Source organism: Pseudomonas sp. VI4.1, from assembly GCF_002029345.1.
GTDB lineage: Bacteria > Pseudomonadota > Gammaproteobacteria > Pseudomonadales > Pseudomonadaceae > Aquipseudomonas.
Genome location: NZ_MULM01000161.1, coordinates 24,045 through 36,926 on the forward strand (window position 1 = coordinate 24,045; position 12,882 = coordinate 36,926).

The following is a 12,882-nucleotide window of genomic DNA, read 5'->3' on the forward strand; positions in this document are numbered from 1 at the left end:
ATACGAAGATGGAAGCGACTACGTTCGAGGCCGTACCCCAGGCCGCCGGTTCAACGGGCAGCCTGCAGCGCAAGATCGACTGGCGCGGGGCGTTCTGGGTCGCCAGTGGCGTGCCCGCCCTGGTGCTGTTCTCTATCGGCGCGATTGCCGCCACGGTCGGCAAACCGGCCTGGATCGTCTGGATCGTGTCGATCCTGTTCGGTTTTATCCAGGCTTTCACCTACGCCGAAATCGCCGGGCTGTTCCCGCACAAGTCCGGCGGTGCCTCGGTCTATGGCGCCGTCGCCTGGGTGCGTTACAGCAAGTTGATCGCACCGGTGTCGGTGTGGTGCAACTGGCTGGCCTGGTCGCCCGTGCTGTCGATCGGTTCAGGGCTGGCGGCCGGTTACATCCTCACCGCGCTGTTTCCCGCCGATGCACTGATCAACACCTGGCAACTGACCTTGCTCGACCTGGGCTGGATCAAGAGCGGCCTGTCGCTGCGGATCAACGCGACCTTCGCCATCGGCCTGCTGATCCTACTGACCGTGTTCGCCGTGCAGCATGGCGGCATCCTGCGCTCGGCACGCCTGACCCTGGTGCTCGGCGTGACCTCGCTGATTCCCTTGCTGCTGGTGGGCGTAGTGCCCTTGTTCACCGGGGATGCGGCCCAGGCCAACTTCCTGCCGTTGTACCCCCTGGCCCATGACGCGGCCGGGCAAGTCATCGACGGCACCTGGGACATTTCCGGCTGGTCGCTGATGGCCGGCGGGCTGTTCATGGCCGCGTGGTCGACTTACGGGTTCGAAACGGCGGTGTGCTACACCCGGGAATTCAAGGACCCCAAGCGCGACACCTTCAAGGCGATCTTCTATGCCGGCCTGTTGTGCATCCTGGTGTTCACCCTGGTGCCCCTGGCCTTTCAGGGCAGTCTCGGTCTTGGCCAATTGGTGACACCGGCGGTGCTCGACGCCAGCGGCGCGGTGGTCACACCGGCGGTCTACAGCGGCCTGTTGTCGCCGGCGATCTACAGCGGCATGGGTGTCGGCCAGGTCATGGCGGACAGCATCGGCGGCGGCAAGCTGGTGGCCAATATCGTGCTGATCATGCTGGTGCTTGCCACCTTGCTGGCGATCATGACCTCGATGTCCGGCTCGTCCCGCACCCTGTACCAGGCGTCGGTGGACGGCTGGCTGCCCAAATACCTGGGCCGCACCAACGAACACGGGGCACCGACCGCCGCCATGTGGACCGACCTGTCGTTCAACCTGCTGCTGTTACTGATGTCCGACTACGTGTTCGTGCTCGCGGCCTCCAACGTCAGCTACATCATCTTCAACTTCCTCAACCTCAACGCCGGCTGGATCCATCGCCTGGACCGTCCGGACTGGGTACGCCCGTACAAGGCCCCCACCGTGCTGCTGGTGGCCGGCGGTGTACTGAGTTTCGTCAACCTGGCCTGCATGGGCCTGGGCGCCGATATCTGGGGCGCCGGAACCCTGATGACCGGCCTGCTGCTGGCGCTGTTGATCCTGCCGGTATTCTGCTACCGCCACTATGTGCAGGACCGCGGACGCTTCCCTGAAGCGATGCTCAACGACCTGTATATCCAGGCCGATGCCGGTCAGAAACGCGCCGGCTGGTTGCCTTATGCCACACTGATCGCGGGTGTTCTGGTGGTGTACGGCTGCCATCAACTGGTAGCCTGAACGCACTTGCCTGCAGGTCTCTGATAGACCATCGGGGCGCAACGACGCCCCGATGATCATTTCGCCCCTTTTTCAATCAAGACGACGGTGACTCTTTTGATCAGCACCCCCCCTGCACTTGCCCGCGATATCGACGGCAAAGCCATCTCCGCCCGGGTTCTCGACGAGGTTCGGGAAGAAGTCCTGGCCCTGGCCGAAGAACAGATTTATCCGGCCCTGGCCGTACTGCTCGTCGGTGAAGACCCGGCCAGCGAAGTCTATGTGCGCAACAAACTGCTACGGGCCAAGGAGGTCGGCATCCGATCCCTGGAGCACCGCCTGGCGGAAAATGCCAGCCAGAACGAGGTGCTGGAGCTGATTGCACAGTTAAACGCCGACGCCTCGGTGAACGGCATCCTGGTGCAATTGCCCTTGCCGGCGCATATCGACGAGCAGGCGGTGATCCATGCCATTCACCCGATCAAGGACGTCGACGGTTTTCATCGGGAAAACGTCGGCGGCCTGGTGCAAGGCATCGAAGTGCTGACGCCCTGCACGCCCAGCGGCTGCATGCGGCTGCTGCGTGAAACCTGCGGTGACTTGAGCGGCTTGCACGCGGTGGTCATCGGCCGCTCGAACATCGTCGGCAAGCCGATGGCCACCCTGCTGCTGCAGGCCGACTGCTCGGTCAGCGTGGTGCACTCGCGCAGCGTCGATGCGCCGACGCTGTGCCGTATGGCGGACATCGTGGTTGCTGCGGTGGGTCGGCCGCATTTGATCGATGCCAGTTGGCTCAAGCCCGGGGCCGTGGTGATCGATGTCGGGATCAATCGGATTGCCGGCGAATCCGGCCCTCGTCTGGTGGGCGATGTCGATTACGCCAGCGCGCGCACCGTCGCCCGTGCAATCACGCCGGTGCCGGGCGGTGTCGGGCCGATGACGATTGCGTATCTGCTGAAGAACACCTTGATCGCCAGCCAGTTGCAGCGTGCCGTGCAGCTTGGCGGACCGCAGGTGGTGAGTGTGCCGGTGTCGGGGTGAGCTGGACGCTGTACATGGAAAAAAACCCTGCCGGCAACGACAGGGTTTTTTCGCGAGCTCAAGCGAGATATCGATCAACCATCATGCTCAATGGTTGTAAGCACGCTCATTGTGCTCAGCCAGGTCCAGCCCCATGTCCTCCACCGACTCATGGGCCCGCAAGCCGACCAGCGCATTGACCACTTTGAGAATGATCCAGCTGATGACAAAGCAATACACCGTTGTCATCAGCACACCCTTGATTTGCGCCACGACCTGGGCGCCCATGGTCACGCCTTCCACCAGGCCGCCCAGGGACGGCACGCAGAAGACCCCGGTCAGCACCGCGCCGATCATCCCGCCAATGCCGTGCAAGCCGAATACATCCAGGCTGTCGTCATAACCGAAGCGGCGCTTGAGCACGGTGACGCTCAGGTAGCAGAACACCCCGCACAACAGACCGATGGCCAATGCACCCCCGACGCCCACATAGGCGCATGCCGGGGTGATCCCTACCAGACCGGCCAGGGCACCGCTGGCGAGGCCGAGGGCACTCGGCTTGCCGACCTTGAACCACTCGGTGAACATCCAGCCGAGAATCCCGGCGCAAGCACCCAGCTGGGTATTGAGCATGACGACGCCAGAGGTGCCGCTGAGGCCGCCACCGGAACCGATATTGAAGCCGAACCAACCGACCCAGAGCATCGCCGCGCCGGCCATGGTCAGGCTGAGGTTGTGGGCCGGCATCGGCGTGTTCTGGTAGCCCTTGCGCTTGCCAAGCATCAGGCACGCGGCCAGCGCGGCGACCCCTGCGTTGATATGCACCGCGGTGCCCCCGGCAAAATCGAGCACGCCCCAGTTATGCATCAAGGCCCCCGCTCCCCCCCAGACCATGTGCGCCACCGGGGCATACACCAGGGTGAACCACAGCGCCATGAACAGCAGCGCCGCCGAGAATTTCATGCGCTCGGCGAACGCACCCGCAATCAGTGCCGGGGTGATGATGGCGAAGGTCATCTGGAAGGTCACGAACACCCCTTCCGGTATTTCGCCGACCAGGCTGTCCGGGGTCATGCCGGCCAGGAAGGCCCGACTCAAGCCACCGACAAAACTATTGAACGTCACCTGCCCCTCGACCATGCCGGAGCTGTCGACCACCATGCTGTAGCCATACATCACCCACAGCACCCCCACCAGCCCGGCGATGCCGAAGCACTGGGTGAACAGCGAGAGCATGTTTTTCGCCCGCACCAGGCCGCCGTAGAACAACGCGAGGCCTGGCAGGCACATGAACAGCACCAGCACAGTGGCGGTGACCATCCATGCGGTGCTGCCGGTGTTCAAAGTTGGTGCATCGGCCGCCTGCGCGAGCGGTACGAGTGCACCGGCCATCAACACGCCGAGAAGGGATTTGCCCAAAGGACGATTGACCATGTTCAACGCTCCTGCAAAGGAAATGGGAAGTGCCGGGCAGTGAGCAAGTGGCAAAGCGACGGACCGTTGTGGTCTCTTCGAATAGTTGAACATCATCGTCTGTAGGAGCCAGGCTTGCGGCGAAGGCGATCTTGAGGGCGCCTTCGCCGGCAAGCCTGGCTCCTACAGGCGCAGGTCTCAGTAACCGGCCCCCGGAATCCAGCTGTCCCCGCCAGCGGTACCCGGGCCATGGCCGCCGATTCCACCGTCAACGCCACCAGATCCTCCGGATCCAGGTTATGCAGATGCGACTTGCCGCACGCCCGGGCCATGGTCTGGGCTTCCAGCACCATCACCCGCAGGTAATTGGCCAGGCGGCGGCCGCCTTCCACCGGGTCCAGGCGCTTGGACAGTTCTGGGTCCTGGGTGGTGATCCCGGCCGGGTCGCGGCCGTTCTGCCAGTCGTCATAAAAGCCCGCCGCCCGAGCCGATCTTCTGCAGTTCCTCGTCCAGACGTGGATGGTTATCGCCCAAGGCGATCAGCGCCGCCGTGCCGATGGCCACCGCATCCGCCCCCAGTGCCATGGCCTTGGCCACGTCGGCACCGTTGCGGATACCCCCGGAGACGATCAGCTGAACCTTGCGATGCATACCCATCTCTTGCAAAGCCTGTACCGCTTGCGGGATGGCCGACAAAATCGGGATGCCGACGTGTTCGATGAACACCTCCTGGGTCGCCGCCGTCCCGCCTTGCATGCCATCGAGCACGATCACATCGGCCCCGGCCTTCACCGCCAGCTTGACGTCGTAGTAAGGCCGGCTTGCGCCGATCTTCACGTAGATCGGTTTTTCCCAATCGGTGATTTCCCGCAACTCGGCAATCTTGATCGCCAGGTCATCCGGCCCGGTCCAGTCTGGATGACGGCAGGCGCTACGCTGGTCGACACCGATCGGCAGCGTACGCATGCCCGCCACACGTTCGGTCACTTTCATCCCCAGCAGCATGCCACCGCCACCGGGCTTGGCGCCCTGGCCCAGGACGATCTCGATGGCGTCCGCCTTGCGCAAATCGTCCGGGTTCACGCCGTAGCGCGACGGCCAGGTACTGATAGACCAGGTGCTGGGACTGGCCGCGCTCTTCCGGGGTCATGCCGCCGTCACCGGTGGTGGTGCTGGTGCCGGCGATGGTCGCGCCACGGCCCAGGGCTTCCTTGGCATTGGCCGACAACGCACCGAAGCTCATGCCGGCGATGGTCACCGGAATCTTCAGGTGGATCGGCTTCTTGGCGAAGCGGTTGCCGAGGATCACATCCGTGCCGCACTTCTCCCGATAGCCTTCCAGCGGGTAGCGCGAAACGCTGGCGCCCAGCAGCAGCAAGTCATCGAAATGCGGCAGCTTGCGCTTGGTGCCGCCGCCGCGAATATCGTAGATGCCGGTCTCGGCGGCACGCTGGATTTCCTGGATGGTCAGGCGGTCGAAGGTGGCGGACTCGCGCAGTACTGGAGTGGCTGCTTTTTGACTGATTGGGTCGTTCATATTTGTTCTCCTCGCGCGGATCAGTACGCGGACGCGTTATCGACTTTGAAGTTGTACAACTGACGGGCCGAGCCATAGCGCCTGAAGTCAGCCGCCTTGTGCTCGAAACCGGCACGGTTGAGCAACACTTGCAGTTCTTCCAGGTGCTCGGCGCGCATCTCTTTCTCGACGCAATCGGAACCCAGGGACTCGACCGTGCCTTTGACATAGATGTGGGTCTCGTACAACGAATCGCCCAGGGCATCGCCGGCATCGCCACAGACCACCAGGCGCCCGGCCTGCCCCATGAAGCAGCTCATGTGGCCGATGCTGCCGCCGACCACGATGTCGATGCCCTTCATGGAAATCCCGCAACGGGCGCCGGCATCGCCTTCGATCACCAGCAGTCCGCCATGGGCCGTGGCCCCGGCCGCCTGGGAGGCGCTGCCTTTGACCCGGACGTAGCCGGACATCATGTTTTCGGCGCAACCGACGCCGACATTGCCGTGGACGGTGATCGAAGCCTTCTGGTTCATGCCCGCGCAGTAGTAGCCGGCATGGCCCTGGATATCGATGGACACGGCCTGGTTCACCCCGACCGCGAGGTTGTGCTTGCCGTTCGAATGGGTCACAACCCACTCGCGGTCTTCAACGGTGATGGCCTGGTCGTGCAGCGCCTGGTTGAGATCACGCACGGTGGCAGTGGAAAGATCGATGGTTTTCATGTGTGCGCTCCTTAAGCTGACTCGCGTTCCCAGATGTACAGGGTGGCCGGTGCCGGCTCCCAGATCCTGGCGTGTTCGATGCCCGGCAGGCTCGACAGCGCCTGGTATTCCGAGGCCATGGCGACGTAGTCGTCGGTCTCGGCGAGGATCGCCGGCTTGCAGGCGATCGGATCGCGGATTACCGCAAAACCGTTACGGGTGCCGATAGCGAAGGTGAAGAAACCGTCGAGGTCCTCCAGGGCATGATCCAGCGCTTCCTTCAGCGAATCGCCCTGCTGCAGGCGCCAGGTCAGGTAGCCGGCGGCCACTTCGGTGTCGTTGTCGGTCTCGAAATGAATGCCTTCGCGCTTGAGTTCCTGGCGCAGGCGGTAGTGGTTGGACAACGAACCGTTGTGCACCAGGCACAGGTCGGCGCCGGTGGAAAACGGGTGGCTGCCTTCCATGGTCACCGCGCTCTCGGTGGCCATGCGGGTGTGGCCGATAATGTGGCTGCCCTTCATCCCGGCCAGGCCGAAGCGCTGGGAAATCTCCTGGGGCAAGCCCATGCCCTTGAGGATTTCGATACTCTGCCCGGCGCTCATGATGCGCACGCTTGGCGCCAGCTCAGCGAGGGCCAGACGCACCGGTGCCTCTTCGGCATGGATCTTCAGCACCGCGGCGCTGGCGTTCTGGAACCAGTCCAGGGAACAGCCGAGACGCCCTTCCAGTTCGCCCATCAGGCTTTTCCAATCGAAGCCTTCGGTGGTTGCCTGCAGGGTCAGCTTGACCCAGCCATCGGCCACTTCATCGCCGTAGATGGCGAAACCGGCACTGTCCGGGCCACGATCGGTCATGGCCTGCAACATCGGTTCAAAGAGCTTGCCGAGCTGGGATTCCAGCTGCGGATTTTTCAGGTACAGACCTACGATTCCACACATATCAACGCTCCTTCGGAGGCAGTGAACGCCCGACGCCGTGCCGGGTGCCCGAATGGTTGTCAAAACACAGAGTCAGAAAAATTCGGTGTAGCGCTGGATCTCCCAGTCGGAGACGTGGCGGCTGTATTCCACCCACTCCATGCGCTTGAGCTTGATGAACTCGCCCACGATCTGCGGGCCCAGCATTTCGGCGAACAGCGGGTCGGCTTCCAGGGCGTCGCACGCTTCCTTGAGCGATTGCGGCAAGGTCTTGATGCCCCGCGCGGCGATCTGCTCCAGGCTCAGGCTGTAGAGGTTTTCATTGCAGACGTGGTCGATTTCCAGCTGACGGTCGATGCCGTCCAAGCCGGCGGCGATGATCGCGGCGCTGACCAGATAGGGATTGCAACCGGCGTCCGGCAGGCGGAACTCCAGGCGGCCATAAGGCACCCGCACCATCGCCGAACGGTTGTTGGCGCCGAAGGCAATGAAGGCCGGGGCCCAGGTCGCGCCGGACAACGAGTTGCCCACCACCAGACGCTTGTAGGAGTTGACCGTCGGCGCGGCAAAGGCACAGAGCGCCGGGCCGTGGGCAAGCAAACCGGCGGCGAAGTGATAGGCCATTTTCGACAGCCCCATGCCGCTCGGATCGCTGGCGTCATGGAACAGGTTCTTGTTGTCGGCACTGCTGATCGACAGGTGAAAGTGCATGCCGTTGCCGGCGCGTTTCGGATCGGGCTTGGGCATGAACGAGCAGATCATGCCCAAGTCATTGGCGATCTCACCGGCGGCCATGCGAAAGAAGGTGAAGCGATCCGCCGAGGTCATGGCGTCGCTGTAGGTGTAGTTGATTTCGAACTGGCCGTTGGCGTCCTCGTGGTCGATTTGATAGACCTCGAAATCCACCGCCTGCAGGGCTTCGGTCAGCCGCTCGAGGAACACCCGGGAGCGCGACAGGCCTTTGTAGTCGTAGCAAGGCTTGTCCAGGTTGTCGCTGGGGTCGACCAGTTGCAGCTTGCCCTGTTCATCGCGGCGCATCAGGTTGAATTCGGGCTCCAGGCCGGTGTTCAGGGTCCAGCCCTTTTCTGCCAGGCGTTGCACTTGTTGCTGCAATACATAACGGCTGTCATAGGGATGGGGTTGGCCGTCGACATGGCCCACGCACACCACCCGCCCGTAACCCGGCTGCCAGGGTACCGGGGTCAGGGTGGACAAGTCGCCGCGGGCCATGAAGTCCGGACCGTGAGGCTCCATGCCCATGCCGCTGATCGCGAACCCGGCAAAACCCGCGCCTTCTTCGGCGACGGTCTTGAGCCCGCAAATCGGCACCGACTTGGTCTTGGCCGCACCATGAATATCCACAAACTGCGCAAGCACGTACTTGATTCCGTGCTTGTCGATGATGCGCTGGGTTTCTGCTGGCAACATTGCTCGTCACTCCTCGCGAAAGGCAAAACATTGTGGATTGGCCTTGACTGTCTTTTTATTCCTAAAAAGAAAGTTAGTTTCCCAATAGGAATGCAAAGGCCTTGCCAGATTCGCGATTGCGCCTTTGAAACGTCGAGAAAGGCGCTTTTGTACTGTATATATGGGAAAATTCTTTTCCCCATGGGAATACGCCCAGCGGAATGGGCGCCGAGCGCCAATGATTTGCACTTTCTCAGTGCGAAACTAATATTACTGAACGGAAAGTGTGCAGGACTGATGACTATGCCGACCGAAACCGCACCGCGTCTCAAGCTTGAGCAATACCTGGGGTTGCAGATCAAGCGCCAACGCCAGGCCCAGGACCTCAAATTGTCCGATGTGGCGAAGATTGCCGATATCAGCCAGGGCATGTTGAGCAAGATCGAGAACGCCCAGGTGTCTACCAGCCTCGAGACGCTGAGCCGGCTGTGCGATGTGCTGGGGCTGCCGCTGTCGAAGTTGTTCAGCGAGTACGACCAGCAGGATGGCAGTGCGTTGCTGGTCAAGGCTGACCAGGGGATGGAAGTCGTGCGCCGTGGCACTGAGAAAGGTCATACCTACCATCTGCTCAACCACACCCGTGGGCCGAAGAAGAGTTTCGAGGCCTATATGGTCAGCATGGATGACGCGAGCGAGGAGTTCCCGACCTTCTCGCATCCGGGGACCGAGTTTCTTCATCTGCTTGAAGGCGAGCTGATTTATCGGCATGGCAATCAGCTGTATCGGATGGAGGCCGGGGACAGCCTGACGTTCGAGGGGGAAATTCCCCATGGGCCCGAGGAGTTGGTGCGGGTGCCGATCCGGATGTTGTCGATCATGAATTACGGGAGTGACAAGGAATAACGTAGTCCTCGCCCACCCGGTATCACACCGCCCCCTGTAGGAGCTGGCTTGCCAGCGAAAGCGGTGGATTAGTCGACATATTCATCAACTGAACGGGCGCCTTCGCTGGCAAGCCAGCTCCTACATTGGGAAAGCGTGCGCCCTGAAAATCCGCAATAAAATTCCTGCCAGTTAAAAAACTTTCCAAAACCCCCTAGACGCCACCTCCCCTTCCCCCGTATAAAGCCATCAACAGGAATAATTTATTCCCTACAAGAAACCGCGCTCAAGGATGAGCCCTGCTGTCCGCTGACATTTTTTTCGCTATGCGATGAGCTGCCGCCATCATCCCGAGGACGTGTCATGCAACACGAAAAAAACCATTTCATCATCAAGATCACCTGTCCCGCGGTGTCCGGCATCGTCGCCGCCGTCACCACCTACCTGGCGGACAACGGTTGCTACATCGGGGAGATGGCGCAATTCGACGACGACTTCAGCGGCCGCTTCTTCATGCGTGCAGTCTTCCGCTTCAACGACGGCCATCCGGGCGACATCCAGCAGATCAAGGACGGTTTCACCGACGTCGCCCAGGCGTTCGACATGACCTGGGAACTGCACGACACCCGCGAACCGATGCGCGTGCTGCTGATGGTCAGCAAGTTCGACCACTGCCTCACCGACCTGCTCTACCGCTACCACAAGGGCGAGATGGACATGACCATCACCGCCATCGTCTCCAACCACCTCGACCTGCGGCCCATGGCCGAACGCGAAGGCATTCGCTTCATCTACCTGCCCGTGACCAAGGACACCAAGGCCCGGCAGGAAGCCGAGCTGATGAAGATCGTCGACGACACCGGCACCGAACTGGTGGTGCTGGCGCGCTATATGCAGATCCTCTCCGACGACCTGTGCAAGCAACTCTCGGGCCGGGCGATCAACATTCACCACTCGTTCCTGCCCGGTTTCAAGGGTGCCAAGCCCTATCACCAGGCCTACCAGCGCGGAGTGAAACTGATCGGCGCCACCGCCCATTACGTCACCAGCGACCTCGACGAGGGACCGATCATCGAGCAGGAAGTACAGCGCGTAGATCATGTCTACCTGCCCGACGACCTGGTCGCCACCGGCCGGGACACCGAAACCGTGGCCCTGTCCAAGGCGGTCAAATACCACCTCGAACACCGGGTCTTCCTCAACCAGGACAGAACGGTGATCTTCCGGTGAACGCCTACACATTGATCGACGGCAAGGCCGCGGCTGCCCGGGTGCTGGTTCAAGTCCGCAAGGACGTGGACAGCCTGCGCGAGCAAGACATTCAACCGGCGCTGGCTGTGATTCTGGTGGGCTGCGACCCGGCCAGCCAGGTCTACGTGCGCAACAAGATCCTGCGTGCCGAAGAGGTGGGCATCCGCTCCGTGGAGCATCGGCTGTCCCCGGACACCAGCACCGGACAATTGCTGAACCTGATTGCCACATTGAATGCCGACCGCTCGATCAACGGCATTCTCCTGCAGTTGCCGTTGCCGGCGCACATGGATGAATTGCGCGCCCTGGAGGCCATCTCCCCGGACAAGGATGTCGACGGTTTCCACAGTCAGAACGTCGGAGGTCTCAGTCAAGGTCGCACGGTACTCGCCCCTTGCACCCCCAGCGGTTGCCTGTATTTGCTGGAGCAGACCTGCGGTGATTTGAGCGGCAAGCACGCGGTGGTGATCGGCCGCTCGAACATTGTCGGCAAGCCCATGGCCGCCCTGCTGCTGAAGGCTGACTGCTCGGTGACTGTGCTGCATTCGCGCAGTCGCGATGCGCAGGCCCTGTGCCGTCAGGCCGATATCGTCATCGCCGCCGTGGGTCGGCCGCGACTGATCGATGCCAGCTGGCTCAAGCCCGGCGCGGTGGTGATCGACGTCGGCATCAACCGCATCGACGACGCCGGTCGCAGCCGCCTGGTGGGGGATGTCGACTTCGACAGCGCCCTGCCCCATGTCGCGGCGATCACGCCGGTACCGGGGGGAGTCGGCCCGATGACCATCGCCTTCCTGATGAAAAACACCGTAACCGCGGCCCTTGCGCAACACCAGGCTCAACGCAGCCAATCGGAGGCCCCATGCCATTCAATCTATTGAAATACGGGCTGAGTTCGGAATACCCGGTGGACGTGGATCTGCCGCCACCGAAGGAACTCAAGGCGAGCTATGACGTGGTGATCATCGGTGCCGGCGGCCACGGCCTGGCCACCGCTTATTACCTGGCCAGGTACCACGGCATCACGAACATCGCAGTACTGGAGAAGTCCTACCTGGGCGGCGGCAATACCGCGCGCAACACCGCGGTGATCCGCTCCAACTACCTGACCAGCGAAGGCGTGCGTTTTTATGCCGAGTCGGTGCGGATGTTCCAGTCGCTGTCCAACGAATTCGATTTCAACATCATGTACTCCGAGCGCGGCCAGCTGACCCTGGCCCACACCGACGCCACGGTACGTTCGTTCCGTCAGCGGGCCGAGGTCAACAAGCACTTCGGCGGGCGCACCGAGATGATCGAACGCCAGCAGATCCGCGAGCTGGTGCCCAGCCTCAACCTCGATCCCGGTCATTTGCCGGTGATCGCCGGGCTCTGGCACATCGACGGCGCCACCGCGCGCCACGACGCCGTGGCCTGGGGCTATGCCAAGCAGGCCGCCAAGCGTGGCGTGGAAATCCACCAGCTCACCGAAGTCCAGGACCTGATCATCGAGAACGGCGCCATCACCGCGGTGAAAACCAATCGCGGCACCATCAAGTGCGGTTGCGCGGTCCAGGCGATTGCCGGTCACAGTTCGTTGCTGATGGCCAAGGCCGGGATCCGTTCGCCGATCCAGACCTTCCCCCTGCAAGCCATGGTCACCCAGCCGTTCAAGCCGTTTCTCGATCCGCTGGTGAGTTCCTCCGCCCTGCACTGCTACGTGCAACAGACCAGTCGTGGCGAGGTGGTGTTCGGCGGCGGCTCCGATCCCTATCCACTGTTCAATACCCGCTCCACCCTCGACTTGAAGGAAAGCCTGCTGGCCCACGCGATCGAGATGTTCCCGTTCCTGGCCAACGCCAAGCTGATGCGCCAATGGGCTGGGATCACCGACATGACCCCGGACTACAGCCCGATCATGGGCCTGTCACCGGTGAAGAATTACTACCTCGACGCCGGTTGGGGCACCTGGGGCTTCAAGGCCACGCCGATCTGCGGCAAGACCATGGCCGAGCTGGTGGCCAGCGGCGGCAAGGTGCCGGAGCTGATCAAACCCTTTGGCCTGGAACGTTTCTCGACCTTCCAGCAAGTCAACGAAATGGGCGCCACGGCGGCCAGTCACTGAC

Annotated in this window: 10 protein-coding genes and 1 pseudogene; 6 read left to right on the top strand and 5 right to left on the bottom strand. The window is 62.1% G+C overall.

Going from position 1 to position 12,882, the window contains the following annotated elements:
• The first annotated feature begins 8 nt into the window (after nucleotides 1-8).
• Together BZ163_RS18295 and BZ163_RS18300 are read left to right on the top strand one after the other, a co-directional pair.
• Nucleotides 9-1,688: an APC family permease gene (locus BZ163_RS18295; protein ID WP_128872080.1), complete on the top strand. Its 1,680-nt coding sequence runs from the start codon at nucleotides 9-11 to the stop codon at nucleotides 1,686-1,688.
• 87 nt (nucleotides 1,689-1,775) lie between these two features.
• Nucleotides 1,776-2,708: a bifunctional 5,10-methylenetetrahydrofolate dehydrogenase/5,10-methenyltetrahydrofolate cyclohydrolase gene (locus BZ163_RS18300; RefSeq protein WP_128872081.1), complete on the top strand. Its 933-nt coding sequence runs from the start codon at nucleotides 1,776-1,778 to the stop codon at nucleotides 2,706-2,708.
• Between the two features lie 87 nt (nucleotides 2,709-2,795).
• Here BZ163_RS18300 and BZ163_RS18305 read toward each other — a convergent pair whose 3' ends face one another.
• The 5 genes and pseudogenes from BZ163_RS18305 to glnT form a co-directional block, all read right to left on the bottom strand.
• Nucleotides 2,796-4,121 (bottom strand): ammonium transporter, encoded by a 1,326-nt coding sequence (locus BZ163_RS18305; RefSeq protein ID WP_128872082.1) that lies wholly within the window; start codon nucleotides 4,119-4,121, stop codon nucleotides 2,796-2,798.
• 177 nt (nucleotides 4,122-4,298) lie between these two features.
• Nucleotides 4,299-5,637: pseudogene (locus BZ163_RS18310) on the bottom strand (FMN-binding glutamate synthase family protein).
• A 20-nt stretch (nucleotides 5,638-5,657) separates the two neighbouring features.
• Nucleotides 5,658-6,341: a protein glxC gene (locus BZ163_RS18315; RefSeq protein ID WP_128872083.1), complete on the bottom strand. Its 684-nt coding sequence runs from the start codon at nucleotides 6,339-6,341 to the stop codon at nucleotides 5,658-5,660.
• Nucleotides 6,342-6,352: 11 nt separating this feature from the next.
• On the bottom strand, nucleotides 6,353-7,258 hold the full coding sequence (locus BZ163_RS18320) for a glutamine amidotransferase family protein (protein ID WP_128872084.1): 906 nt from the start codon (nucleotides 7,256-7,258) through the stop codon (nucleotides 6,353-6,355).
• Nucleotides 7,259-7,330: 72 nt separating this feature from the next.
• Nucleotides 7,331-8,665, bottom strand: a complete 1,335-nt coding sequence (gene glnT, locus BZ163_RS18325) for a type III glutamate--ammonia ligase (protein WP_128872085.1) — start codon at nucleotides 8,663-8,665, stop codon at nucleotides 7,331-7,333.
• Nucleotides 8,666-8,947: 282 nt separating this feature from the next.
• Here glnT and BZ163_RS18330 point away from each other — a divergent pair, with 282 nt between their 5' ends.
• The 4 genes from BZ163_RS18330 (at nucleotide 8,948) to BZ163_RS18345 (ending at nucleotide 12,881) form a co-directional block, all read left to right on the top strand.
• The gene (locus tag BZ163_RS18330) at nucleotides 8,948-9,547 is read left to right on the top strand and encodes a helix-turn-helix domain-containing protein (RefSeq protein ID WP_128872122.1); all 600 of its coding nucleotides are present in this window, start codon (nucleotides 8,948-8,950) and stop codon (nucleotides 9,545-9,547) included.
• Between the two features lie 342 nt (nucleotides 9,548-9,889).
• Complete coding sequence (purU, locus tag BZ163_RS18335) at nucleotides 9,890-10,756, top strand: formyltetrahydrofolate deformylase (RefSeq protein ID WP_064677186.1); 867 nt, start codon at nucleotides 9,890-9,892, stop codon at nucleotides 10,754-10,756.
• On the top strand, nucleotides 10,753-11,658 hold the full coding sequence (folD, locus tag BZ163_RS18340; protein WP_128872086.1) for a bifunctional methylenetetrahydrofolate dehydrogenase/methenyltetrahydrofolate cyclohydrolase FolD: 906 nt from the start codon (nucleotides 10,753-10,755) through the stop codon (nucleotides 11,656-11,658). Before purU ends, folD begins: the two co-directional genes overlap by 4 nt.
• The gene (locus BZ163_RS18345; RefSeq protein ID WP_128872087.1) at nucleotides 11,640-12,881 is read left to right on the top strand and encodes an FAD-dependent oxidoreductase; all 1,242 of its coding nucleotides are present in this window, start codon (nucleotides 11,640-11,642) and stop codon (nucleotides 12,879-12,881) included. The genes folD and BZ163_RS18345 overlap by 19 nt, the downstream gene beginning before the upstream one ends.
• Nucleotide 12,882: the final 1 nt, after the last annotated feature.